The following is a 26239-nucleotide window of genomic DNA, read 5'->3' on the forward strand; positions in this document are numbered from 1 at the left end:
TCGTTTAGTTACTTTAAGAGCATAGTTGTATTATCAAATATCTATTCGATAATTTACATAAATCCTGCATTTATTTAGTTCCACTCTCAAATTAGATATAATCAACCCTGAGGGAGTTGAGCGTATGCATTTATTTGAAGAACTCTTAAGCATCAGTGCCGAAGAAATCGAGTTTGAGTTTCGAGGATTCTCAAATCTTGATTGGTTGGAATTTGTGCTTAATCCTCGCCGTCTTCGTGGGAGCGACTTTTTAATGCGTTGGTCTCAAGGGTTATGGAGTGAAGAACGCATCATTCAGGCTGTTAATAATACAAACGAATTCTTTGCAATTCCTTATGGGCCAAGCGGAACAGCACCAGACAGTGATGTTAGAGCATTTGAACTCTACTTCGAACGGCTTGAAGCGGCTGGTCTAGGCAAAATCAAGCGTCCAGACCTGTTAATATTCAAGAAAAGTTCACGCGAGATCGTGGAAGGTCTCGTGGATTCAATAGGGGGCATCAGCGAGCTACCCTTCACCCCAGAAGATAGTAGCGTATTGCGAGAGTTACTAGCGCATGCGATTATCGCAGTTGAGTGCGAAAATAGTCTCTGGATCGCAAAACAAATGCCAGATTTCGGTTCGGAATTAAGACCACAAAAATGGTTGGGTGGTAAGCCTGGGGTAAAAAAAGGCGCTGTATTACCAACTTTGATATTGAAGGAAGAGGATCGCAAACCATTGCAAATATGGCAGGATAATAATGGAATCCCAATTCATATTTGGCACGTCTTTTATGATATCGCGTTTGGTATTTCCTTTGACAGAGCACAAGAGCTAATTGATCAAGGATTTATCATACCAACAAAGCAGACCTTCCAATCACCAGGTGGAGCTACTACAACAAAGACTATATATAAAATTTATTACCACTATGCTTATCCCCTTTGCGATGCAGTTCGTGAACCGAGATTAAAAGCGAAATTTATCCAGGACAAGAACGGGCACATTTTACCGTATGTGCATTTTGAGGGTGGAAAAATGGATTTGCGAGATGAAGCTCTAAATGTATTAAGGGAGATTGCAAATGCTAAGGGCTGATACATACAGACTACCTTCATCTTGGGAAACTAGAGAGCACTTTAGAGAAAAGGGACAATTTTGGACTCCCGCTTGGATTGCGGAGCCAATGGTTGAATACGTTCTGGCCGACCATGGTGGACTCTTATTTGATCCTGCCGTTGGAACAGGAGCTTTTTTCCGTGCGGCTATAAAAATTGCTAGCGAAAAGGGTCTGGCTGTTAGTTTTTCTGGTATGGAGATTGACCCTAATACTTTGACACAAGCCATTGAGCAAGGCTTGGATCCTGTTGAGCTTGCTGAGGTAAAAATTAGCGATTTTGTATCGGATCCACCACAGAGAAAATTTCAAGCCATTGTTGCTAATCCCCCATTTATTCGGCATCATCGCCTTAGTCCAGAGAAAAAAACGGAACTTAAGCAGATTGCTGCTCAACTCATTGGTAAGGAATTGGACGGGCGAGCTGGTTTACATATCTATTTCCTGATCCGCGCACTATCTTTACTTGAGGAGAACGGGCGACTAGCGTTTATTATGCCAGCGGATACTTGTGAAGGAAAATTCGCCCATGATTTGTGGTCTTGGATTACAGGCAATTTTGCTCTCGAGGCCGTCATCACATTTACTCCTGAAGCCACTCCATTCCCAAATGTTGATACAAACCCTCTTATTTTCTTTATTCGTAAGGTACCCCCAAAGCCTCATTTTTTATGGACTAGGGTTTATCATCCAAACACCAACGCACTTAAAATGTGGGTAAGGTCCGGGTTCATAAATGTTACTGAAAAGGATCTATATGTCACAATCCGAGACTTGAGAGAGGGTCTCTCCACTGGGCTTTCGCGTGAACCAGCACGGCATCTTAACGAAACATATGTATTGGGTGATTTTGTTAAGGTGGTTCGAGGTATTGCAACGGGGGCTAATGACTTTTTCTTCATGACGAAGAAAAAAGCTAGGATCTTAGGGATTCCCGAAGAGTATTTTGTTAAGGCTATTGGAAGAACTCGGGATGTTCCAGGTAATGAAATTACTCATGAGATCCTTGAGAGACTTGATCGTCAAGGAAGGCCTACGTTACTCTTGTCATTGAGCGGTGATGATATAGAAACTTTTCCGGATCCTGTAAAAAGATATCTTAGAAGTGGTGAACTTCTAGGCTTGCCTAAACGTCCCCTAATTGCGCAGCGCAAACCCTGGTATAGAATGGAGATGCGAATACCTCCACCCTTCCTGTTTGCTTATCTGGGTCGTCGTAACTCAAGGTTTATTCGTAATACTGCGGGGGTTGTTCCATTGACAGGTTTTTTATGTGTATATCCGAAAGATACTAGCGAGGAATACTTGGAGAAGATCTGGAAAGTTCTCACTCATCCAGATACACTGGCAAACTTGTCTAAGGTTGGAAAAAGTTATGGGAATGGTGCCATAAAGGTTGAACCGCGCTTGTTGGAAAAATTGCCTATCCCAAATCACGTGATAGAGCAGTATGGTGTGCCAAAGCAAATGCGATTATTTGAGCAAAGCGCATCTTACATAACCAATTCAGATGATTGGTCAGATAGGTGAATTTTATGTGCCTCATATAGAAACTGCTTTCTCACTCTCCGCACGCCCCTCCCCTTGCCCCCCTTTACCTCCCCCTCTGAACCCGACCTTTTCGCCGTTCGCCCCGCCACCGCCAGTGACGCGCCCGCCCTCTGCGCTTTAGACGTCCTCGCCCAGCAGGACGAAAGCCGGCGCGCGTTTATCGCTCGCGCGGTGGAAGACGGGCATGGCTACGTGATCGAGGCCAAGGGGCAGGTGATCGGGTATGCCGTGCTCGATACATCCTTTTTCGGGCAAGGCTTTATTTCCTTACTCTATATTCACCCCGAGCACCGCCGCCAGGGCGCTGCCACCAGGCTGATGCAGTACCTGGAAGAGGCTTGCCGCACCCCCAAACTCTTTACCTCCACGAACCTTTCTAACCTGCCGATGCAAGCCCTCCTGACAAAGTTGGGTTACATCCTGAGCGGTGTGATTTATCACCTCGATGAGAATGACCCTGAACTGGTGTTTGTCAAATACCTCCGGCGGGGCAGTGCCTGACCAGCCCTGGAATCGCCGCCGTGGCACCCCATTGACTTTTACCCCTCGCTTTTCGTATAATAAAAATGTAACTCGTTGCACAGCGCATGGCTGAGGTCCGCGGAGCCGGGCCTCCCCCGGATCACGAAAGCGTGCACAGCCGTCCGTGGTGATGAACACGGAGGGCTGTGCCTGTTTAACGGGCTGTGAGGAGGTGTATCATGTTGACCCTGGATCTGACCCCGGAAGAAGCCCGCGTTCTGATGCAGGTGTTGGAAGCGTGCGTCTCAGACATGCGCATGGAAATTTCACAGACGGATAACATCCGTTACAAGGCCATGCTCAAGGAGCGCAAGGCGGCGCTGGAGCGCGTACTGCAGGTGTTGCGCGAGCAAATGCCGTTACCGCTGGCCGAGTGAGGTGGATGGTCTCCGGTCACGAGAAGCCATTAAAAGGCCCACGGCGCCGCGAAGGACGCCGTGAGGTGATTTTGCCGTGTAGGGCGGGAGGGACTCGAACCCTCAAGGTGCTCCCGCACCGGTGGATTTTAAGTCCACTGCGTCTGCCTGTTCCGCCACCGCCCCTTACATCTTAGATTTTACCCCAAGCTGTCCCTGCGTCAAGCGTCCGCGGCGCGGCTAAACCACCCAGCGCCCCCGTTTCATCACCCGCAGCACCGGATTGGTGCCAAAGCGATAGCCCAGGTGGCGATAATCCGGCACATCCAGGACGATTAAATCGGCCTGCTTGCCCGGCTCCAGCGAGCCGAGGCGGTCGGCGGCGCCAATGGCTGCGGCAGCGTTGATGGTGGCAGCGGCAATCGCTTCGGCCGGGGTGAGTTTGAGGTAGCGGCAGGCCAGGGCAATGACGAAAGGCATGCTCTCGCACCAGGCTGTGCCGGGGTTGAGGTCGGTAGCCAACGCCAGCAATCCCCCGGCATCCAGAATCGCCCGCGCCGGGGTGTACTCGGGCTGTGCCAGGCCAAAGGGTGTGCAGGGTAGCGCAACCGCGACCGTCCCGCTAACGGCCAGAGCCTGAATATCCTCCGGGGGGGTCTTGACCAGATGATCAGCAGAGGTCGCCCCCAGTTCCACCGCCAGGCGTGCCCCGCCCAGGCTTTCGAACTCATCGGCGTGGATTTTCAGCCCAAAGCCCAATTCCCGCGCCCGTACCAGGATCTGACGCGATTGGGCTAAATCAAAGGCAATGCGCTCGCAGAAGACATCCACAAACGGCAACGGGCGCCCCGGAGCGTGGGTTTGCCACCACTGCCGCACCGCGGGCAGCATCTCGGTGCAGAGTTGATCCACGTAGGTCTGAGGATCAGAGCGGAACTCGGGCGGCACATCGTGCGCGGCCAGGTAGGTCGGCACCAGTTCCAACGGGCCCTCCTGATTCAGTTGCAGGATGGCCTCGAGCAGGCGCAGTTCGGATTCGGGCGTCAGGCCATAACCGGTCTTCGCCTCGGCGGTAGTGGTGCCGTGGCGCAGCATCGTCCAGGCCCGCTGGCGAGCCTGTTCGATCAGCGTTTCCAGGGGAGCCTCGCGGGTAGCACGCACCGTGGCCAGAATGCCCCCGCCCGCGGCCGCGATTTCGGTATAGGTCTTGCCCTGGGTGCGCCACTCGAATTCCTGAGCGCGGTCGCCGGCCCAGACCAGGTGGGTGTGCGGATCCACGAAACCGGGCATGACCACGCGCCCGCCGGCATCCCAGAGGTCTTCGTTAGGATAGGCGGCGCGCAGGACGGCGCTGGGACCGACGGCCTCGATCAAACCCCCGCGCACCAGCACGGCGCCGTCCTCGATCAACCCCAGGCGGCCCAATTCATGCCCGCGCTGGGGACCACCGGCAAGGGTCAACAACTGGCTAGCTGAATGGATGAGCATGGGGTTACCTCCGCGAATCAGGGGGTGGGGGTCAGGGTGGATGTAACGGTGAGCGAGGGGGTGGGGCTGAGACTGGGCGTGGGCGAGGGCGTCGGTGTGGTGACAAGGGTCGGGCTGGGGGTGGGGGTAAGGGTGATGGTGGGCGTTTGGGTGGGTGTGGGGGTCAAGGTCGGCGTCGGCGAGATGGTCAGTTCATATTCCAGGGTCAACACGCGTGCGGAGAACGGCACCGGCGTCAGGACATAATTAATGGCATCCTGGATCTCGCCTTGAAACGCTGTGCGATTGGGCAGGAAGACGCTGACCCGCGGTTGCTCTGAGAGCAGATAGGGGCTCAGCGCCTGGGGTGAAAAGCGGAAAAATCCCAGGTGGCCCGGATCACCCAGGCGCAGTGCCAGGGGAATGGCGGTAAGTAGATCCTCCAACCCCAACGTGGTCTCCACGCTGTTGCGATAGGTGCGGTAAAGGTCCGGCAGGCGCACCAGGTTACCCCCCTGCACCAGGCGCAGGAAGAGCGCCTCCAGCACCTGCTGTTGGCGGGCATTGCGCTCAATTTCACCTTCCCCCTCGCGCACGCGCAGGTAGCACAGCACCTGATCGCCGCTGAGCAGGTGAGTGCCGAGGGGAATATCGCCGCACATCGGCGGTGGAGGTGAGAGGATCGTCAGTTCCAGTCCGCCCAGGTCATCAATCAAGTAAACGAAATCGGGGAGGTGCACCAGGGCGAAGTCTTGCGGGCGCACTCCCAGGTTATAGGCCAAGGTATCGGCCACCAGCGGCCATCCGCCCAGGGCGTAAGCCACATTCAGGCGTTGCAGGGTGAACCCCGGTAGATAGACGTAAAGATCCGGGGGGACGGAAAGCAGGCTGGCGCGCCCCAGGCGGGGGTGGTAGAACACCAGCATAATCGCATCGGTACGCCCCAGATGCGGGGCAGGCGCGTCGCTGCCCAAGAGCACCAGCGTGCGCACCTCGGCGGGCAGGTCCACCGTCAGCGGCGGTGGGATGGGCAGGGCAGCCGTGGCCTGCGGGGTGGAAAACGTGACAGGGGTGGGCGCAGGGGAGGGGGGCGCGGTGGCGCTGAGCGTTGGCGAAGCGAGGGTGAGGGTTGCCGTTGCCGTCGCCGCAGGGCGGGTGCAGGCGGTCAACACGAGCAGGATCAGCCCGCTTAACCCGCGGACGAACCCACGCCAGCCGGTGCGCGTGACTCGTGCCTGAGCCTCAGCCATCCTGCTGGCATTATAGCACAGCCGCACCCAAGGAAAAGCCGCAGTGGGCCGCCCGGGCGACCCACTGCGCTTCACAAGGTGACATAGTTCTACACCCTCGGCTAACGGCGTTGCCGGGGACGGATAACGGCCTTCCAGGGACGATCAGCCTTACTCACAGCGCGTGCCTACTCCGAAGAGCGTAAACCGAGCAGGCTGCACCCCAGGAACACAATCCCAACTAACGCAACCACTGCATAGACGATGAACGCCATCCTGACCTCCTTCTTCCCCTTCCGCACCACGACACAACCGACCACCTTTGTAGGGTTAAACCCGCCTCGGCGTCGCTGGTTACTCTTATTGTAATTAACGGCCGTTCGCCGTTTCCCAACACTTTTGTCAGCCCACGCGTGCCGGGCCTGACAGACCTGTAAGGCGATTTGGTTCAATCATTAATACGTTGAACGGAGGCAAAAAGTTCCCTGCTAAGTCAGAACATATACGCCATTACACCTATATCGGGGTACAAGATTCGGCGCTTCGAGTCTCCCTGGCTTTCTGGTATAGTTGACGAGGAACCAATAGATTATGATAGGATCGTGTTTCCAAAAGGAGTTGAGATCATGAATACCCCTGCCGTTTTTAAGGACCCGGTGTGTGGTATGTCGGTGGACCCTTCTAAGGCCGCTGATCAGTATGAGTATAAAGGTGTGACCTATTACTTTTGTTCACGGGGCTGTAAACAAGCCTTTGAGCGCGACCCTGAAAAATATCTCGGCCCAACCCAGCCCGGCCCCCATTCTCACGGTTCCCATTGACGCCTCGTCTTGAGATGGTCAGCGCTTCATCTCATGAGGAAGGCGTAAAAAGAGAGGATTAAGATGTGCGGGTGTATGATTATGCACATGGTAACCGGCCATGCCGGGCATCAGAGTGAGTCTCACGAAGAACACCAGCGCACGAGCCCTGGTACCAGCGAGAGCCCAACAAAAGTGTCCAGTGCTGAAACGCGCTTATGCCCCCATTGCGGCTTTCCACTTCGCCCTGAGTATGCATTTTGCCCCGCGTGTGGCATGAGACTCCCGAAAATGCAATGCCCGGCCTGTGGTCAGACGATCGAGGCAGGCTGGAAGCACTGTGGATTTTGCGGTTATCCACTGATTGAAGCCCAGGAGAGCCCCAACCAGCCTTAAAAAGTGGGTCAGCAATTCCGACTATGTAAAGGATTGGAGATTGGAGCAGCCATGGAACATCACCACCATGAGCCTCCTCATGAAAGGAAGCTCACCCCCGATCAAGGCAGTCGTGAACATGCCCAGGGGCAGGGACATCCGATTGAACACGAGCGTTCCCCTCATAAGCACGCCACCCATCAGGTGGATCACCACGGCCACGAGCAGCTGTTCCGACGGCGCTTCTGGGGCAGCCTAATGCTCTCCATTCCGGTGCTTTTGTATAGCCCTGCGCTTCAGAGGTGGTTAGGATTCCGAATGCCGGAATTTCCCGCAAGCGAATGGATACCCTTGGCCTTTGCGGCGGCCGTTTTCATATATGGCGGTGTACCGTTCCTGCGCATGGCAGTGCCGGAACTACGCAACCGGCAACCCGGGATGATGATGCTCATCTCTCTGGCCATCACGGTCGCCTTTGTCTACAGCGTTTTGGCGCAGGTTACCCGCCTCGAGGAGGGTTTCTTTTGGGAGTTGGTTACCCTGATTGACATCATGTTGCTCGGGCACTGGTTGGAGATGCGCTCAATTCGTCAGGCCTCAGGGGCATTGAATGAACTGGCTCGCCTCTTGCCCGATACTGCGGAGCGCATTGACGCAGAAGGGAACGTTGAGACCATCCCGGTCTCGGCACTACGCCCGGGGGATCTGGTGCTGGTGCGCCCGGGCACAAGCATTCCGGCGGACGGCGAGGTGGTGGAGGGGGAATCCAGCGTAAATGAATCTATGTTGACCGGTGAATCCAGACCCGTTAAAAAGGGCATAGGGGATAAAGTCATCGCTGGCACCTTGAACGGCGAGGGAAGTCTCCGCGTCAGGGTGATGGCAGTTGGGGAACAGACGGCGCTGGCCGGCATTATGCGCCTGGTGGAACAAGCCCAGCGGTCAAAATCCCACACCCAAGTGCTGGCCGACAGAGCGGCGGGCTGGTTGTTCTACATTGCTTTAGGGGTTGCCCTGCTGACTGCTCTGGTGTGGAGCCTGGCCGTTGGTTTCAACGTGGAGGTACTCAAGCGCGTGGTTTCCGTCCTGGTCGTTGCGTGTCCTCACGCCTTAGGCCTCGCAGTGCCCTTGGTTGTCACCATTACCACCACGCTCGGCGCCCGCAATGGCATTCTGATTCGCGACCGTCTCGCGCTAGAGATCGTGCGCCAGGTGGATGTGGTGGTCTTTGACAAAACCGGAACCCTGACCGAGGGGAGATTCGGCATCGTTGGTATCAAGACGGTGGCAGGTATGGATGAGGCCAGTGCCTTAGCCCTGGCCGCGGCCATAGAGAGTGACTCAGAACATCTGATTGCTCAGGCATTGCGCCATACGGCCCATCAACGCGGTCTCATATTACCGAAAATATCCTCGTTCGAAGCCATCAAAGGTCGTGGCGTGCGTGCGCTTTACGATGGCAAGGAGGTTTATGTGGGCGGGCCGCGCTTGCTGGAAATGTTGCATCTGGATTTGCCCGAGGAAATTGCCGCGTTTACCCGCGCTGAAGAAGCCAAAGCGAGGACAGTGGTGTATCTCTGCGCAGACTCGCAGGTGTGGGCGGCCTTTGCGGTGGCAGATACGCTTCGACCTCAGAGCCGCGAGGCCGTGCAGCGGCTCCATCAAATGGGCATTGAGGTGGCCATGCTGACGGGCGATAGCCTGGCGGTCGCCAAGGCGGTTGCCGAGGACTTGGGCATTGATCGTTTTTATGCCGAGGTCCTGCCGGAGGATAAAGAGCGGAAGATCGCCGAATTGCAAAGCCAGGGCAAGCGCGTGGCGATGGTCGGTGATGGGGTCAATGATGCCCCGGCCTTGGTGCGCGCTGATGTCGGCATCGCCATCGGCGCGGGTACCGATGTGGCCATCGAGTCTGCCGGAATCATCCTAATACATAGCAATCCCCTGGACGTCGTCAGCGTGATTACGCTTAGCCGCGCCAGTTATCGTAAGATGATTGAAAATCTGGTTTGGGCGACCGGTTACAATGTGTTTGCCCTGCCCTTGGCCGCGGGGGCCTTGGCTCCCTGGAACCTTTTTCTCTCCCCAGCCCTGGCGGCCTTATTGATGTCGTTGAGCACGCTCATTGTCGCCCTTAATGCGCAATTGTTGCGAAGAACGCGTTTGAATTAAAAGGGCGCGCCTCACCTAGAGGCAATTGGCGCAACCCCACAGCGGGGGAAAAGGCTGTACATGCAATAAGCGTGCCCAAAGCGACCGTTGTTTTTGCACTTTTGTTAAGTTTGCACACATTCCCTGTGCGATTGAATTTTGCTATAATCAGGGCAACCCCAACCTTTGTTGCGCGTCTTTGCCTCGTCGCCGTCCGCTTCGGGGGAGTGCATTGTGAACGACGAGCCCGCCTGTATCCTTACCCCGGTTCGACAAACACCGATCTACCGCTGGCTGACCTGGCTGGTGGCACTGGCCCTGTTAAGCGTTGGGTGTGTCCCGCTTCCCCCTCAAGCCGCATCTTCACCTGCCCCTGAGGCCCTGCCGCTGGTGGTGCTGGATTGGGAGAACGACATCACCCCGGAAATCTTGCAGGGCTTCACCGCCGAGACGGGCATCCCGGTGGAACTGCATTACTACTACTCCGCCGAGGAAGCCTACCGCCGCATCCTGGAAGGGGAAACATGCGACCTGGCAATTGTGGCCAACGATAAGGTACCGGGGCTGATCCGCGCCGAGCGCCTGCTGCCGCTCGACCTGCCCCAGGTGCCCAATTTCCGCCACATCGCCCCGGCCTTCCGGGACCTGGTTATTGACCCCGAAAACCGTTACAGCGTGCCATATTCCTGGGGCACAACGGGGTTCGTTTATCACCCTGCTCACGTTACCTCTTCGCTAATACAGTGGGCAGATTTGTGGGACGAACATTATGCCGGGCGCATCTTTCTCTGGGAGGACCCGCGCACGGTCATCGGTCTGACCTTGAAATCGTTAGGCTATTCGGTCAATAGCGAAGATTTACAAGCCCTCAACCTGGCTGCGGCTAAACTCAATACCTGGCAAACGCTCCCGCCTGCCCCCTACCGACCCGAAGCCTTGGCTGAAGCCTTCCGCTCCGGCCGGGCGCAGGTCGCGGTGGCTTGGGTCGGGGATTATCTGCTGGCCCGTCGCGAGATTCCGGACTTGGTCTATGCCTTGCCCGCCGAAGGAAGCATCCTCTGGATGGATCATTTCGTCCTCCCGCGCTCGGCCCGCAGCCCCGAAGCCGCGCTGCGCCTGTTGGATTACCTCCTGCGTCCCGAGGTGGCCGCCCAAATCACCGCCCAGAGCCTGTGGGCGACCGCCAATGAGACCTCCTGGGCGCAGGTAAAACTTGACCCCGACGTGCAGGTGCTCGTTTTCCCGCCTGCCGAGGCGCTGACCAACGCCGAATTGATCCTGCCCCTCAGCCCCGAGGCCGAAATGGCGTATAATCGCATGTGGGAGCAATTTGTGCGCCTGCGTACGCCCTCTCCTGAAATGATTTCGTCGCCCACTCCACCATGATGTCCACGCCTCGGCCCCCCTCTCCTGCGCCCTCTCGAGCGCCGGCTTCGTTACGCCGCACCTTCCAACGCCTGCTGCGGGGGCTGATTTTGCTCAGCCTGGCCTTCATCCTTCTTGCTACCGCCACCCTGATTTACCAAAACGAGAGCCGTTCCTGGCATGGGCGCCAGGCCGAGGTTGCCCACAACCTGGCCCTGAGCGTTCAGGCCTACCTGCAACAAACCATAAATAACCTGCAAGCCTTTGCCCTGGTCGGCCTGGACGAAGCCAGCCAACATCCCCAGCAAGCCCAGCGGCTTTTCGATCTCTATCCGGATTACGATTTGGTGCAGGTGATTGGGCCGGACAACCAGGTGATCCTCTCCTTGAGCCGTGCCGCCACCCCGACCATCCAACTGGTAACCCTGCCCCAGGCGCGCTGGCTGGCCGAAGCGCGCGCCGGGCACACCTACCTGAGCCCCTTCCAGATTTCACCCCAGGGTAAGCCCTACCTGCTCCTGGCCATGCCCGCAGTGGAAGGGCGGGTGGTGGCAGCGCAGATTTCGCTTGAACCACTGTGGGAGCGGGTGCGCACTACCTCCCTGGGCCACAGCGGCGTGGTTTACCTGGCCGATAGCGCCGGGCGCATCATGGCCCACCCGGATCCCGAGGTGGTTTTGCGCGGCGCGGTTCTGCCGCCAGAAGTGCTGGCCGTGCTTCCGGCTGCCGGCCAGCCCCAGCACCTGGAATGGAACCTGGATGCGGCGGGGCAGTGGGTGGAACGCACGGTGCTACCCATCCCCGATAGCGACTGGGTGGTGGTAGCCGAGGTTCCCGGCCACGAGGTGCACGCTGGCACTTTGCTCAGCCTGGGCATCCTGGGCGGCGGCACCTTGCTCCTGGGCGTGCTGCTTTCGCTCGGTGCAGATGCCCACCTGCGCCGCCAGATCTTAATCCCGTTGGAGCACCTGCGCCAGGGCGCACTGGCGCTCAGCGCCGGGCGTCTGGAGCACCGCTTGAACCTCCAACGCCCGGAGGAACTGCGCCAGGTGGCACAGGCCTTCAACATCATGGCCCAAACTTTGCAGGCTCAACAGGCCGCCCTGGCCCGCCAGGCCGAGGCGCTGGCGCATCTCTACCAACTGGCGACCCTGCTCCATGCCGCGGAGAACCTCGAAAGCGCCTATAACGCAACCCTAGAGACTCTTTTTACCCTCTTTCCCCAGACTCGCGCGGCGTATATCTTTGTGCGCGATGACCAGGGCAACTTAACCCTGGCGGCATCCCGACGTGCCCCCACCGCCCCGGCCACAGAAGAAACCCTTCCCTCCACCGCGCCCAACCCCCACCGCTGGCTGGCGGCAACGACGCCGCGGGTCTACATCGAAGGCCCCTACGCCATGATCGTGCTCCAGGGGCGCCAGGACCGGCTCGGCTTGCTGCGGGTGGAAGCTCATACCCCCGAGGCCTGGGCCGAAGCCGAGCAGCGCTGGCTGGCAATGCTGGGTGATCAACTGGCCCACGCCATGCAGACCCTAACCTTGTACGAACAACTGCGCCAGGAATTAGCCGAGCGCCGCCGTGCTGAGGAAGCCTTGCGCCAGGCTCATGCCGATCTGGAAGAACGGATCCACCAGCGCACCCAGGAATTGCGCCGCCTGAATCGGGAACTCTTGCTTAGCCTTAACGAGCGCAATGTTTCCCAGGAGCGTTTGCAGCGCCAGAAACAACAATTGGAAACTCTACGCCAGGCCACGTTGGAACTTACCACACACCTGGACTTAAACAGCCTGCTTCAATCCTTGGTGCAGCATGCGGTGAAAATCGTGAACGCCGATGCTGGTGGATTCTACCTCTACGAACCCGCTCATGACTACCTGGTGCGCGTGGTCAGCCTGGGTGAGCATGCCTTGCCGCTGGGGTTGATCATCCGCCGCGGCGAGAGCCTCTCAGGGCGTGTCTTGCAGAGCCGCGAACCGATCCTCATCACCGATTATCGCCATTGGGAAGGGCGTCTGACTCACCTGCCGCAAGAATCTCAGGTCCATGCCGTCATCGGCCTGCCGGTGCAGTGGGGGGATGAATTCCTGGGGGTACTCAACGTCGCTACTTATAAGGAACGCACCTTCAGCCAGGAAGAGGTCAACCTGCTCAATCTGTTTGCCATCCAGGCCGCCATCGCTATCCGCAATGCGCGCATCCTGGACAACGAACGACGCCTGCGCCGCCGCGCCGAAGCCCTGGCCAAGGTCAATGCCGCGCTGACCGCCTCGTTGGAACTCAAGCCCCTGCTGCTGCGGGTACTCGAGGCCGCCACGGAGGCCATTCCGGCTGCCGACCGCGGCAGCGTCCTCTTGCTTGATCCTCAGAGCGGGGAATTGGTGATCGAAGCCCTCTATGGCTATACCGACCCGCGCATTTATGCGCTGCGCTTCCCACGCGAGGCTGGCTACGCTGCCAAAGCCCTGCGCGAAGGTCGCCCCATTTTGATTCCGGATGCCCGCGCTGACCCAGTGGTGCGTTATGACGGTGAGATCGAAGAAATGCGCCAGGTGCGCTCCGCCATCGCCGCTCCGATGTACCTGCACGAACAACCAGTGGGTGTGATCACCCTCGATTGCACCCGCGAGACCCATGCGTTTACCTCGGAAGACCTTGACCTGCTGAAAGCCTTTGCCGACCAGGCCGCTATCGCCATTCACAACGTTCGCCTCTACGAACGCGAGAAGCACCTCGCCATCACCGATGAATTGACCCAGGTCTATAATCGCCGCTACGCGCTCCAATTAGCCGAACGCGAAATCGAACGCGCGCGGCGCTACCGGCGCCCGTTGGCGATGATCTTGGCCGATATTGATCATTTCAAATTGGTGAACGACACGTACGGCCACCTGGTAGGGGATGAGGTATTGCACGACCTGGCCCAGCGCTGCCGCCGCCAGCTGCGCGATTTCGATGTCTTGGGGCGCTACGGCGGCGAAGAGTTCCTGATGGTGCTCCCCGAAGCCGATGCCGAAGCCGCGCTGGGAGTGGCCGAGCGCCTGCGCCAGGCCGTGGCCAACCCGCCCTTCAACGGTGGCGAGCATTCTATCCAGATCACACTCTCGCTGGGTGTAGTCGCCTTTGATCGCGACCACCCCGACCTCAACCAGTGGTTGATGCGGGTAGATGCGGCCCTCTACCGCGCCAAAGAAAGCGGCCGCAACCGCGCCGTCTTGTGGGAGGGTGAGGCGGACGACGATGGCACTGCATCACCTTCCTCATAGCCTGCGCGCCCTGGGTGACGCCCGTGCTCAGGCGGTGTTGCGCGTTCTGGGTGCGGCATTACAAGCCGTCGAGCCGGCTCAGGCGGTGCGACGCCATATGCACCGTGAGGGCGATACCCTCAGCGCCGGCGGCCAAACCTACAACCTGCGCCGTTTGCGCCACCTCTGGCTGGTGGGGGCGGGCAAAGCCGCCGTCCCCATGGCCGGGGCAGTAGCCGACCTGCTCGGCGATGACCTCAGCGGCGGGCTGGTGATCACCAAATACGGCCATGGTGGCGCGCAAGCCGAGCGCCTGCGCGCGCGGGGGGTGGACGTGTACGAGGCCGGCCACCCCTTACCCGATGCTCAGGGCGTGGCGGCTACCCAGGCTCTGCTGGAACGCCTGGCGACCTGCAACGGCGAGGACTTAGTCATTCTCGTCCTCTCCGGCGGGGGGTCAGCCCTGCTCACCGCACCGGCACCCGGTATCACCCTGGATGACCTGCAGCGCTTGACGGCAGCCTTGCTGGCCTGCGGCGCCACGATCAACGAGATCAACGCCCTGCGCAAGCACCTCGACCGGGTCAAGGGTGGCGGCCTGGCCCGCCTGACGGCGCCGGCCCATTTGTTGGCACTCATCCTCTCGGACGTGGTTGGCGACCCATTGGACGTGATTGCCTCCGGCCCAACCGTTCCCGACCCAACCACCTACGCCGAGGCGCTGGCCATCCTGGAACGTTATGGCCTGACCGCGCAGGTGCCCGCGGCGATCCTGGATCATCTACGACGCGGTTTGGCCGGTGAGCGCCCCGAGACGCTCAAGCCCGGCGACCCGCGCTTTGAGCAGGTGCAGAACCTCATCGTGGGCAATAACCTGCAGGCGGCGCAGGCCGCACAGGCGCAGGCTCAGGCCGAAGGCTTCCAGACCCTGTTGCTGACCACGTATCTGCAGGGTGAGGCCAGTCAGGCCGGGCGTTTCCTGGCTGCCCTGGCGCGCCAGATCGCCGCCAGCGGTGACCCGCTCCCCCGCCCGGCCTGCCTGATTACCGGCGGAGAGACCACGGTGACTCTGCGCGGCAATGGACGCGGCGGGCGCAATCAGGAAATGGCGCTCGGCGCCGTGGCCGACTTGGCCGGCCTGGAGGAGGTGGTGCTGCTCACCCTCGCCACGGATGGCGGGGATGGTCCAACCGAGGCTGCCGGCGCCGCCGTCAGCGGCACAACCCTGGCACGGGCACAAGCGCGGGGGCTTGACCCTTACGATTACCTGGCGCGCAACGATTCTTATACCTTCTTCGCGGCGCTGGAAGACCTGCTCATCACCGGCCCCACCCAGACCAACGTCAACGACTTGGCTTTCCTCTTCGCCTTCTGACCCTCTTTCTTCTGTTCTGGCATAGGACTTGCACATACCAGGGGTAGATTTTTCTCGCCCTGGACTGTGCATGAACGCGCGTCGCCTCGATCAATGGGTCAACTATTGGGTTCGCCTGATGGAGCAGGAGATTCAGGAAACCTCCTGGCATAGCCAGGTTGCCAGCCAGCTGGCCACCTGGCTGGGGCGAAAATTGGGCCTGCGTGGGGAGTCCTTGCGCCACCTGCGCCGTGGTGCCTTGCTCCACGACATCGGTAAGTTAGCCATTCCCCGCAGCATTCTCTACAAACCTGGCCCGCTCACCGCCGAGGAATGGCGCATCATGCGCCGTCATCCGCTCTATGCCTACGATTTCTTCGCTCCCCTGCCCGAACTGCACCCGGCCCTGGAGGTCGCCCTTTACCACCACGAAAAGTGGGATGGCAGCGGCTATCCCTTCGGCCTGGCCGGCGAAGCCATCCCTCTGACCGCGCGCATCTTTGCCATTGTGGATGTCTGGAACGCCCTGCGTTCCAATCGCCCTTATCGCGCGGCGTGGAGTGAAGAGGCGACCTGGTCGTATATTCTGACTAACCGCGGGCGACAGTTTGACCCGCAGGTGGTGGATGCCTTCTGGGAGGTACTGCGCCGCAACGGACGCGATTTGGCGGCTGCCTCGGTTCCGCAACCGGCGGATTGACCGGGCTACGCTGTCTCTCCCAGCACCTCGCGCAGGAAGATCTCGACGATGTGGGGATCAAAATGCTTCCCCGCCTGCTCGCGCAGGTAGGCAATGGCCTGCTCCCGTGTCCACGCCCCGCGGTAGGGCCGGTCGCTGGTCAGCGCATCCCACACGTCCACCACGGCAAAGATGCGCGCCGCCAGCGGAATCTCCTCCCCCTTCAACCCGCGCGGATACCCCGTCCCATCCCATTTCTCGTGGTGGCAGTACGGAATATCCAGCGCCGGCCGTAAGTACTCGACCCGCGACAGCATCTCGTAGGCCAACACCGGGTGTTGGCGCATCAGCGCCCATTCCTCCTCCGTGAGCGGCCCGGGCTTGTGTAGGATGCGATCAGGCACGCCCATCTTGCCAATGTCATGGAGCAGGGCGCCACGGCGGAGGTGCACCAGGGCCTCGCCGCCGAGGCCCAGCGCGCGCGCCAGACGCAGGGCAAGCTCGGTCACCCGCTGGGTGTGCCCCTCGGTTTCCTTATCCCGCAGGTCAAGGGCATACGACCAGCCCTCAATGGTGGCATCGTAGGCCTGGAGCAGAGCCTGATTACTCTCTTGCAAATCGCGGAAGAGGCGGATGTTTTCCACCGCCAGGGCCAGTTGACCGGCCAGGATCTCCAGAAATTCCTGCCATTCGACGTCCACCTCCAGCGGAGCGCGGTGGAACAGTTCCAACACCCCCTTCACCTGTCCCTCGGCGATCAGCGGCACGGCGAAGTAAGTGATAAAACCCTCGGCAGCAAAGTGAGGCGAGCGCAGGAAATCGGTCTTGTGCGCGTTCAGGTTATCAATGCGTAGGATACGCCGTTCAGCGGCGGCGCGCCCGGCATAGCCCTGTCCCCAGGCCAGATGGGTCTGGCGCAAAGCCGGGGTGCGGAAACCGCGCCCAGCGGCAAAATCCAGCATGCATGCGGGTGTGGGGATCTAAGAGCAGGATACAGGCGGCATCCACGCCCAGTTGGGTGGTGATCTCATCCAGAGCTACGTTAAAGGTCACCCGCGGATCGAGGCTGCTGGTGATGGCCAGGTCTATCCGCCGCAGGACTTGAATCCGCGCCAGGCGGCGGTTAGTCTCCGCGAACAGGCGGGCATTTTCTAATGCCGCAGCCGCCTGGTGCGCGAAGGCCTGGAAGAGGTTGCGGCGTTCGGGGTTGAAGAAGCCGGGCTGCTCGCTGTAAACGTTCAGCGCGCCGACGAAATGACCCCGCGTGGCCAGCGGAAAGGCAGCGCTGGTGACGAACCCGCGTACCCGCGCCGCCTCCCGCCAGATGCTCATTTCAGGGGCGGTCGCGATATCCTCCACCACGTAAGGCTGGCCGCTGCGGATGGCGCGCCCGGTCGGGCCCATCCCGGCCGGGGTTTCATCCCAGCGCACCTCCAGGGTGGCAATGTAAGGAGAATCCGAAGGATACCATGCCACCACGCGCACGCGGCCATCCAGTTCCGCCAACCCGACCCAGGCCAGGCGGGCGCCAAAGACCTCCACCGCAGCCCGCACCACGCTTTGAGCCACCTCGTCCAGATCCAGGCTGAGCGCCAGTTGGCGTGCCCCGGCGTAGAGGGCAGACAGGTTTTTCATCTGCTGCTCCACCTGTAACTGGGCCTGTTTCAGCGCGGTGATGTCCTGGGTGACACCCAGCACCCGCAGGGGTTGGCCGTGGGCATCGCGCTCCACCTCGGCACGTTCGTAAATCCAGCGCACCTCATCCCCCACCCGAATGCGCAACTCCAGGGCATACGGCGCGCCAGCCAAGGCGTTCCGCCAGGCGGTTTCGGCACGGGCGCGGTCTTCGGGGTGGACGAGGTTAAAGAAAGTGGTTTCGTCCACCGCGGCCTGCGGGGGCAGTCCGAAGATGCGGTAGGTCTCTTCCGACCATTCCAGGCGACGTGAAGCCACCTCGTACACCCATGATCCCACATGGGCCACCGCCTGAGCGCGGCGCAGGGTGGCTTCACGTTCTTGCAGCGCCGCCAGGGTCTCCTGACGCGCGCGTTCCCGCTCGACCAGGGCCATGGTCATCTCATTGAAGACGCGGGCCAGGTAGCCGATCTCATCACCGCCGGCGGGCAGGTCGACGCGGGCGGTGAAATCCCCCGCGGCCAGCTGGCGCACAGCCGTCACTAGGTGCGCCACGCGCCGCAACACCAGGCGTTCGCTGAACAACCAGGTTCCCACCAGCGCCAGCAGCATCAACAACCCGCCCCGCAGCAAGTTGGTCTGGAATATCTGCACCACTGGCCGGTAGGCTTCTTCCTCTTTCAACCCCACCAGCAAATAACCCCAGGGTTGGTCATCCAGGGTCAGTGGGGTGAAGCCGTAGATGCGCCGCAAGCCATCCAGGCCAGCATCTTCGGTGTGACCGCTACCGCCTGAGGCCAACACGGTTTGAATCAAGGGCTGGTCGGCTACGTTTTTGCCCAGCCAGGCCGTGCTTTCCAGGGGGTAGCGGGCCAGCACGGTACCCGCGGGGTCAATCAGCGTTACGGTGGAGTTGGGCGGCAGGTCAAGAGCGGCGAATACCTGGCTGACCGGTTCCAGGTCAATCCCCAGGAAGAGCACGCCCTCCACCTCGTTCTGAGCGGTGAGTAGGGGATAGGCCAGAGGCAACACCGGGCGTCCGCTGATCCGTCCGATGACAAAACGCCCAACGGCAGCGCTGCGCGTTTGAAGCACCTTTTGGAACCAATCGCGGTCGGCGTAATTGACCAGCCCGCTGGGGGAGAGGGAGGCACAGCGCAGGTTGCCCTGGACGTCGGTCACCCCAACGATGGAGTACTCGTGCCGGTTAGCAAAGAGGCGTTGCAGTAGCGCGTTGCAAGCCGCTGGATCGGCACGCAGCACTTCCACCGCCGCCAGGGTGCGCAGCAGGTCACGGGCAGTAGCGACCACGCGCAGTTGACTTGCGCTACCCAGGCGGGCCAGGTTGATCGCGGTCTGGCGCGCCTGCATTAGCGCATTCTCCCGCTGTTCCCAGGCATTGACAAACGCCAGCAGCGCCAAAGGCAGGATAACCAGCAGCACCAGCGCCAGCAGTTGATAGCGCAAACTGAGGAAATGACGTTTTGGCCAGGAGGAATTCTTCATGCTGGGGGTATTTTTGAGTAGAGGGGAGAAAAATTGGCGACCCGCTTCAGACCGGTCCGGCGAATACGATGAGTAAGTAAGTATAAGTATGCCATATCTTGCGGCGGCGGACAAGAATCGTCCGTTGCCGCTCGCGCGGTGCTATACTATTGAATGGGCAAACCCGCTCTGAACGGTGCGGGTAAGGAGAGATCATGCGCTATCGTTTTTCGGGTGGCGTTCATTTGATTCCTGCCGCGGGCGGCGACGCTGCAACCCCGCCCTCCGCCGTGGTCATCCCTCTGCGCCGCGCCAAACTGCGCCCGCCCCACCTGCGCCATGCGCGCCTGCCCCGCCCGCACCTGGTCGCGCAGATTCACACCGGCTTGCAAAAAGGGGTGGTGCTGCTCTCCGCCCCACCGGGTTTTGGCAAGACGACCCTGCTGGCCGAATGGGCCAGCACCTGGCCACATGCCCTGGCCTGGCTCACCCTGGATGCCGATGATAACGATCCACAACTCTTTCTGCGCTACCTGGTGGAAGCTCTGCGCCAGACGGGGCTGACCGACCTTCCGCCAACCCCCGAGTTGTGGGCTTACCCCAGCCCGGAGGCCGCCTTCGAGAATGCCTTCATCGCCCTGACCAACGCCCTTGAAACCCTCACCACCCCCCTGGCAGTGGTGTTGGACGATTATCACCTCGTGACCCACCCGGCGCTCCACCGCGCCATGGCGGACTGGATCGAAGACCTGCCATCGCACCTGCACGTGCTGATTGCAACTCGCCACGATCCCCCCTTCCCTTTAGCCCGTTGGCGCGGGCGCGGCCGCCTGACCGAACTGCGCGCGGCAGAGCTGCGCTTGGACCGCCACGAGACCCACGCCTTTCTCACCCAGGTGATGGGGTTGCACCTGAGCGAAGCCGAAGCCGACCCCTGGTATCAGCGCAGTGAGGGCTGGATCGCCGGTTTGCAGTTATTGGCGTTGGGCCGCCGCACTCCTGCAGCCGCGACCCCGCCCTTGCCCGGCGGTGAGGATTATGTGGTGGACTACCTGCTGGAAGAGGTGCTGGCGAACCAGCCGGCGGAAATCCAGGCCTTCTTGCTGCACACCGCCATCCTGGACACCCTGACCGCCCCCTTGTGCGCCGCCGTGAGTCCCCAACCCATGACCGAGAGCGAGGCTCAGGCCCTGCTACACCACCTGGAGCATGCCAACCTCTTCCTCCAACCCCTGGATGCCGAGGGGCGTTGTTACCGCTACCACCCCCTCTTTGCCGAAGCCCTGCGCCGCCGCTTGCGAGACCTCTACCCCGCGGCCACCCGCGCTGCGCTCCACCGCCGGGCGGCGGCCTGGCTGGACGACCACGGCGACCCGCAGGCCGCCATCCAGCACGCGCTGGCCGGTGACGACCTGACCCTGGTGGCCGACCTGCTGGCCCGCCACGGCGAACGGCTGCTCAAAAGCGGACACCTGCCCTTCCTGTTGCAGACCTTGCGCGGCCTCCCCGAGGATGCCCTGGCCAACGAGGCGCGCCTGGCATTGCTCTACGCCACCTGCCTGGCCCTGGCACTGGATCTGGAGAGCGCCGCAGCCTGGGCCAGCCGCGCCGAACGCCATCTTCGCGCCCACCCTGCCTTCACTCCGGACTCCCTGGGGCCGGTCTGGGCGGTGCAGTCTATGATCGCGGCATTGCGGGGAGACGGAGAACGCGCCCTTGCGTTAGCCCGCCGCGCCCTGGACGTCTTGCCCCCCGAAGATGCCTTCTCGCGCAGTTACGTCGCCTTCAATCAGGCTCTGCAGCACGCCCTGAATGCCGCTTTTCCCCAGGCCGAGGCTGCTTTCAACGACGCCATTGCCCTGGCTCAGGCGAGCGGCAACTGGATGCTGCTGATGATGGCACATTGCCACCTGGGGGAGGTGCAGGCCGCGCGGGGGCGGTTGAGCCAGGCGCTGGAAACGTTCGAGCGGGCCCTGGCGCTCACCGCCAACCTGGCGCATGACCCGCTGGGCTTTCGCGGTGACTTGCACATCGAAATCGGCGAGATCTTGCTCAAGCGTAACGCGTTAACCGCCGCCCAAACCTACCTGGCGCGGGGGTTAGCCCTGGTCCAACCCTGGCTGCCCACCTCGATTGCCCTCGAGGGCTACCTGCACCTGGCGCACCTGCGTCAGAGCCTGGGCGATCTGGAAGGGGCGCAAGATGCACTGGAGCAGGCGCACGCCATGGTTCACCTGACGCAGAGCGAGCTGGATGACCGCATCGTCCACCTCTATCGCCTGCGCCTGAGTTTGCTGCGCGGAGAATGGCTGCCGGCCTGGGAATGGGCCCAACGCGAGGGCTGGCTGGCCGGGGATGGGTTCAACCCGGCGGCGGTTGCCGAACCCCCTCTGCTGGATAGTTACATCCGCCTCACGTTGGCGCGCCTGTTAATCGCGCTGGGCCAGGCGCAGAGGGAATCCGCCTTGATTGACCAAGCCATCCGCTTGCTGGAAGCCCTGCTGCCGCGCCTGGAGCAGGCCGATTTCGTCGAGGCTCAAATCGAAGCCCATCTGCTACGTGCCCTGGCGCTCGATCACCGCGGTGAACACAAGGCCGCCCTCACCGCCTTGCGCTGCGCGCTGGCCCTGGCCGAACCGGAGGGATTCCGCCGCCCCTTCTTGGATGAAGGACCACCTCTGCTGCCCTTATTAGGTCAGGTCTTAGCCACCCTGCGTCGCCGGCCCGCAGACCAGGCGCTCCCCAGCCCGGCCTTCATTCAGCACCTAATGGCCTCCTTCACCCCCCACGCCACCCCGGCCGAAGCCACCAATAGCAACCCACTCAAATCCCCTCTCGCCTCGCTTCAAACCCATCCTTCCGCCGCTACCGAACTCGGCCCCGTTGAAATCCTTACCCCGCGCGAACGTGAGATCCTGCGCCTGGTAGCCCAGGGTTACTCCAACGGCGAAATTGCCCTGGCCCTGTGCCTGGCGCTCAACACGGTTAAACGGCACCTCAACAACATCTTCTTGAAACTGGGCGTGCGCACGCGCACCCAGGCTGTCGCCCGCGCGCGGGATCTGGGGTTGCTGGATTGATCTAACAGTGCAGGGGCGCATCCCCCAGCGCCTCGGTCACGGTGCGGAAGTGGCACTTAACCGCGGCGCGTAGTCCATCCATACCCCACCGTTCGTAGATATTGCGCACGGCCTGGCGCACCCGCGGATCGGTCGCCCCGAGTGGGATGGAAACGCCCTCAAAGCGCTGTTGCAGGGCGTGCAGACCTTCCAGGAAAGCCGCCCGGGCCAGGATGGACGCCGCCGCTACAGCCGGATCACGCTCGGCTTGCGGATACTGCTGCAGGTGCACCGCGGGGGCTTCCTGTGCCACAGCGGCTTCCAGTTCGTGCGCCGCGCTGAATTGATCGCTCAGGGCATGGTTGATCCCGGTTTGCCGTGCCAGGCGGACGATGACCTGGGCGTGAGCCCAGGCCAGCAGGCGGTTCAGGTTACTGCCGTGCTGGGGATAGAGCGCGTTATAAGTCTGCGGCTCCAATACCAGCACCTCGTGCGGGCATAGTGTCCTGATCGCCTCCGCCAGGCGCAGGATGCTGGCGTCATCCAGGGTTTTGCTGTCGCGCACCCCCAGCGCCTGCAGTTGAGGCAGGGTTTCGGTGGTAACGGCCACCCCCGCCACCACCAGCGGGCCGAAGACATCCCCCTTGCCGGCCTCGTCCGTGCCGATCCAGGCTTCGGCGTGGTCGTTGGCGTCCTCCGCCGGGGCTGAGGAAGACGCAGCGGGCGTATTTTGGGGCGCTACCCAGGTGCGGTAGAAGTGCGTGATGGTCTTCAACACGGCGGAAATCTGCGCTTCGGCGTCTTCAGGGCGGAGCGGCGGCGTGGGCTGAAGGACAACCTCGGGGCGCAGGGCATCGCACAGGGCTTCCCATGCCACCGCCAGCGCGTCCTGCACCGGCGGGTCAGGGGCGGCAGAGGCGAGGCGTTCCCACCAGCCGCGTAAGACATCGAGGGTTGGGGACGCTGTAAACGCGCCACCCTCCACCCAACCCAGGTGCAGGGCCAACTGGGTCACAAAGCCGCCCAGTGCCCGCGCAAAAGGCAAGACCAGCACCCGCGCCTCGGCCAGGTGAAAATTTTCTCTCAGCCAGGCTTCGCGCAGTTGCGCCGCCGCGACCAGGGTGTAGAAAAGGGACGGGCGGGCGAACCACAGCACCTGCGGGTCGCAGTGCATCTGCAGCCACGCCAGGGCGGGCGAGGCCTCACCGTCTTCCAGGACGGCGTAGCGCTCATCCTCCGCCGGCGGTGCGCCTTCCACCAGCGCCCAATCCAACGGCTTGACCACGTACGCGCTCAGGGTTTGGGTGATCTCATCGAGCAAGCGCGAAGCCAGCCCCTGGATCACCAGCGAACCCGAGGGGTACAGCATCACCGCCACGTCCTGATGCTCCCGTTCGATCTCGGCGCGGAACAGGGCCGAGCCGCGCGGCGGGACGAAGCGCGCGCCGGGCAGGGCCGCCAGCAGGTTGCGCACCTGATAAAAACGTGACGGCGCCACCACCAGGATGTTGACCTGCGACCTGCGCTCCTCCTCGGGCGCCTGGCCGCGAAAGGTGGCTTCCTGCTGTTTAGCCCAGGCATCAAGTTTGGCCTGCAAATCCGAGGGTTTACCCTGGACGGAGATGCGTCCACTCGTAAAGATATTAAGCGGCACTTTACTCAGACCATCGGTGAGCACGATTTGCACGCCGAAGGGAATGGCTTTCCGTTCTACAATCTGCAGGCCGCTCTCGCGCAACAGCTCTTCCAGAGCAGAGAGGTGGACATTTAGGCGTTCGCTCATCCGTCATGCTCACTGTTCAAAGGGTTAAACATGCCAGACGGCCAGGGCATAAAAACGGGTATGTTTGCGCGGGAAAAGGCGTTGGGCTCCATCGCCGGTGAGCAGATAACGGGTGATGACCTCCGGCAGAAGGATGCCCGAAGTCACCTCACGATACTGCAATGGCAGGACGACCTCTCCCCAATGGCGCCGTTCCATAGCGTCAAGCATCTCAGCCATGAGATCGTGCACGCCCGGAAAGTAGAGATCACACACCACGACCAGAGTGGGCGATGTCGCCAAGTCCAGGATGCGCAGGAAGGTCTCCAAGACGGCCTCTCGGGCATGGAGCAGGTCGTTAAGGCAGTTCTGCATCACAATGAGCGAGGAACGTCGAATGGCCTGCTGGAGCCGCGGTTGCTCCAGCGCCGTGGGGTTCAGCAAGTCGAATTCAAACGGTTGGAGCAGGGTCTTCCCGCGCGGCCAGTAGCACGGCGCCAGGGTGTAGGCCGTGATTTCCTGCCCGATGCGCCAGGCGTGCACGTGCCAATCCAGGAGGTACGCCAGCGCCACCCTGGCCTGTGGCACGTGCCGGTTCAGAAAGGCCACCCAGCCCAAGACCTCAGGCGCCGGGCCGGCCCCCAGGAAGGCGGCGCGCATCTTCTCACCACTGAAGCAAATCTGAGTCACATCTTGAGGCAGGGCGCACAGGATATGATAAAGCGGTTCGATGTAGTGCGGATAATAGACCAGCATGTAGGCGGCGCGGGTGTGCTCGCACGAAAAATCCACCCGCGAGGGCGAAGCGGCGTAACTCTCGCGCAGGCGGGTGACGTACGGTTGTAAGCGCTGCAGGGAATCCGCAAAGGTTTCCTCGTCCTCGACGTCGTTGCGCAGGCGCAATTCGGCCAGCAGGGGGGTGTAGGGGTCATGCCAGATCATGCTCATCTTCCCGCCGATTAAAAACCAAGCCCCAACTGTTGTGCGTCGGGCGTGGGCGTCTCATCCTTGGTCGGTGGCGGCGCCTCATACCACCCGATCAGCGAGGGCGATTCGGGGTTGTGCATGGCGTGCTGTTGGCGCGCGCGGTCGAAACTGCGGGTGGCGTAGCAGTACTGACAACCGAAAAGACAGGTGTCATAGGCCCCGATATCCTTGCTGACCACACAGCCGCACGCCTTGCGCTGGTGGGGATCCTTCGTGTGGGTTACCTCAATCCCGAACACGCGGCGGATGTAGTCATCATCCACGCACTTGCCCGGGCGCACGCCGTAGGGCCTCAGGTCGATATCTTCAGCACAACTGACGATCTCCATCTCGTGCTGAGCGGCGAGGGCGACCAAATCGCGCACCAGGTGCTCGAAAGCAGGGGTCTGGATGACCTCTTCATCGAGTGGGTAGCCGTGGGGCTCGAGCGCGGCCAGGCGCTTGGCGGCTTTCGGGTAACGATCCAGGATGCTGATCACCACGCGGCGGGTATACCCGTGCAGTGCCGCGGCAATGCGGGCAAAGGCGTCGCGGTGGAACGCCGCATCGGTGTGAGGGGTGAAGACGATGGGGTCGTAGCGCCAGATCACCTTCTGCGGCCCAATTTTTTCAGCCAGGCGGCGGAAGGTGTTCAAGGCTGCCGGCAACGGTGGCGACTTGGGATCGAGGGCGCGCGGGTTATCCAGCACCGTGTATTGAAAGTAATAGCGCAAACCCCGTTCATCCAGTTCATCTAGATAAGGGATGAGCGGGGCAGGATTGCGCGTCCAGAAGACGATGACATCCACCTCCGCGGGCCGCAGTGAGACGTAGCTCACCTGGCGGCGGTTGAAGGGATTGGGGACGGTGCAATACCCGGCGCGCACGCGATTTATGAACCAGGGCGTGTAGAATGCCGGGATATCGGTGCGGCGGCTAGCGCTGATGATCACGGCAACCTCCGGCGGGGCTAAGAGGACACCCCCTAACACGCTAAGAGATTGTGGATGGCGTTGCCTACCGGCGTCATCTAACTGCAGGCAAACCTTAAGATATTATACCTCTTACAGCCCCTAGGGTCTCGCTAGATGTAGTATAATGGGGCGCGATCAAATCTCTGGGGGTGTTCCTAGGCGAA

The 26239-nt window shown here is 60.9% G+C and carries 19 protein-coding genes and 1 tRNA gene; 12 read left to right on the top strand and 8 right to left on the bottom strand.

Annotation, left to right across the window (positions count from 1 at the left end; genetic code table 11):
• Window positions 1-124: 124 nt before the first annotated feature.
• From QYE77_RS08615 to QYE77_RS08630, 4 genes are all read left to right on the top strand, one after another.
• A complete protein-coding gene (locus tag QYE77_RS08615) occupies window positions 125-1081 on the top strand; it encodes an AccI family restriction endonuclease (RefSeq protein WP_315624987.1) in 957 nt (318 codons plus the stop codon).
• Window positions 1068-2630, top strand: coding sequence for an N-6 DNA methylase (locus tag QYE77_RS08620; RefSeq protein WP_315624988.1), 1563 nt, complete (start codon window positions 1068-1070; stop codon window positions 2628-2630). The genes QYE77_RS08615 and QYE77_RS08620 overlap by 14 nt, the downstream gene beginning before the upstream one ends.
• Before the next feature lie 54 nt (window positions 2631-2684).
• Window positions 2685-3152 (top strand): GNAT family N-acetyltransferase, encoded by a 468-nt coding sequence (locus QYE77_RS08625; protein WP_315624989.1) that lies wholly within the window; start codon window positions 2685-2687, stop codon window positions 3150-3152.
• Between the two features lie 200 nt (window positions 3153-3352).
• The gene (locus QYE77_RS08630) at window positions 3353-3550 is read left to right on the top strand and encodes a hypothetical protein (protein ID WP_315624990.1); all 198 of its coding nucleotides are present in this window, start codon (window positions 3353-3355) and stop codon (window positions 3548-3550) included.
• A gap of 79 nt (window positions 3551-3629) precedes the next feature.
• Here QYE77_RS08630 and QYE77_RS08635 read toward each other — a convergent pair.
• From QYE77_RS08635 to QYE77_RS08645, 3 genes are all read right to left on the bottom strand, one after another.
• Window positions 3630-3715 (bottom strand) — tRNA-Leu (locus QYE77_RS08635).
• A 54-nt stretch (window positions 3716-3769) separates the two neighbouring features.
• Window positions 3770-5017, bottom strand: a complete 1248-nt coding sequence (hutI, locus tag QYE77_RS08640; protein WP_315624991.1) for an imidazolonepropionase — start codon at window positions 5015-5017, stop codon at window positions 3770-3772.
• Window positions 5018-5034: 17 nt separating this feature from the next.
• Window positions 5035-6246, bottom strand: a complete 1212-nt coding sequence (locus QYE77_RS08645) for an LCP family protein (protein WP_315624992.1) — start codon at window positions 6244-6246, stop codon at window positions 5035-5037.
• A gap of 605 nt (window positions 6247-6851) precedes the next feature.
• Here QYE77_RS08645 and QYE77_RS15355 point away from each other — a divergent pair.
• The 7 genes from QYE77_RS15355 to QYE77_RS08670 all read left to right on the top strand — a co-directional run bounded on the left by QYE77_RS15355 (window position 6852) and on the right by QYE77_RS08670 (window position 16215).
• Complete coding sequence (locus QYE77_RS15355) at window positions 6852-7046, top strand: YHS domain-containing protein (RefSeq protein WP_399389967.1); 195 nt, start codon at window positions 6852-6854, stop codon at window positions 7044-7046.
• A gap of 87 nt (window positions 7047-7133) precedes the next feature.
• Window positions 7134-7421, top strand: coding sequence for a zinc ribbon domain-containing protein (locus QYE77_RS15360; protein ID WP_399390574.1), 288 nt, complete (start codon window positions 7134-7136; stop codon window positions 7419-7421).
• Window positions 7422-7472: 51 nt separating this feature from the next.
• Window positions 7473-9572 carry a heavy metal translocating P-type ATPase gene (locus QYE77_RS08650; RefSeq protein ID WP_315624993.1) on the top strand — a complete coding sequence of 700 codons (2100 nt, stop codon included), beginning with the start codon at window positions 7473-7475 and terminating at the stop codon, window positions 9570-9572.
• A gap of 213 nt (window positions 9573-9785) precedes the next feature.
• On the top strand, window positions 9786-10937 hold the full coding sequence (locus QYE77_RS08655; protein WP_315624994.1) for an ABC transporter substrate-binding protein: 1152 nt from the start codon (window positions 9786-9788) through the stop codon (window positions 10935-10937).
• A complete protein-coding gene (locus QYE77_RS08660) occupies window positions 10934-14182 on the top strand; it encodes a diguanylate cyclase (RefSeq protein WP_315624995.1) in 3249 nt (1082 codons plus the stop codon). Before QYE77_RS08655 ends, QYE77_RS08660 begins: the two co-directional genes overlap by 4 nt.
• On the top strand, window positions 14157-15536 hold the full coding sequence (locus QYE77_RS08665; RefSeq protein WP_315624996.1) for a glycerate kinase type-2 family protein: 1380 nt from the start codon (window positions 14157-14159) through the stop codon (window positions 15534-15536). The genes QYE77_RS08660 and QYE77_RS08665 overlap by 26 nt, the downstream gene beginning before the upstream one ends.
• 70 nt (window positions 15537-15606) lie before the next feature.
• Complete coding sequence (locus tag QYE77_RS08670) at window positions 15607-16215, top strand: HD-GYP domain-containing protein (protein WP_315624997.1); 609 nt, start codon at window positions 15607-15609, stop codon at window positions 16213-16215.
• Between the two features lie 5 nt (window positions 16216-16220).
• Here QYE77_RS08670 and QYE77_RS08675 read toward each other — a convergent pair whose 3' ends face one another.
• Together QYE77_RS08675 and QYE77_RS08680 are read right to left on the bottom strand one after the other, a co-directional pair.
• On the bottom strand, window positions 16221-17156 hold the full coding sequence (locus QYE77_RS08675; protein ID WP_315624998.1) for an HD-GYP domain-containing protein: 936 nt from the start codon (window positions 17154-17156) through the stop codon (window positions 16221-16223).
• Complete coding sequence (locus tag QYE77_RS08680) at window positions 17059-19335, bottom strand: GAF domain-containing protein (RefSeq protein ID WP_315624999.1); 2277 nt, start codon at window positions 19333-19335, stop codon at window positions 17059-17061. The genes QYE77_RS08675 and QYE77_RS08680 overlap by 98 nt, the downstream gene beginning before the upstream one ends.
• A gap of 194 nt (window positions 19336-19529) precedes the next feature.
• Here QYE77_RS08680 and QYE77_RS08685 point away from each other — a divergent pair, with 194 nt between their 5' ends.
• Entirely contained in the window at window positions 19530-22394 is a 2865-nt protein-coding gene (locus QYE77_RS08685) for a LuxR C-terminal-related transcriptional regulator (RefSeq protein ID WP_315625000.1), read from the top strand.
• Between the two features lies 1 nt (window position 22395).
• On the opposite strand, the gene rnhC is transcribed toward QYE77_RS08685, so the two are convergent.
• Genes rnhC through QYE77_RS08700 form a run of 3 tightly spaced genes read right to left on the bottom strand, consistent with a single transcriptional unit; the run spans window position 22396 to window position 26054 of the window.
• Window positions 22396-24156 carry a ribonuclease HIII gene (rnhC, locus tag QYE77_RS08690; protein ID WP_315625001.1) on the bottom strand — a complete coding sequence of 587 codons (1761 nt, stop codon included), beginning with the start codon at window positions 24154-24156 and terminating at the stop codon, window positions 22396-22398.
• A gap of 24 nt (window positions 24157-24180) precedes the next feature.
• The gene (locus QYE77_RS08695; protein ID WP_315625002.1) at window positions 24181-25077 is read right to left on the bottom strand and encodes a hypothetical protein; all 897 of its coding nucleotides are present in this window, start codon (window positions 25075-25077) and stop codon (window positions 24181-24183) included.
• A 17-nt stretch (window positions 25078-25094) separates the two neighbouring features.
• A complete protein-coding gene (locus QYE77_RS08700; RefSeq protein WP_315625003.1) occupies window positions 25095-26054 on the bottom strand; it encodes a DUF1848 domain-containing protein in 960 nt (319 codons plus the stop codon).
• Window positions 26055-26239 lie beyond the last annotated feature (185 nt).

It is taken from the genome of Thermanaerothrix solaris (assembly GCF_032334255.1).
GTDB lineage: Bacteria > Chloroflexota > Anaerolineae > Anaerolineales > Anaerolineaceae > Thermanaerothrix > Thermanaerothrix solaris.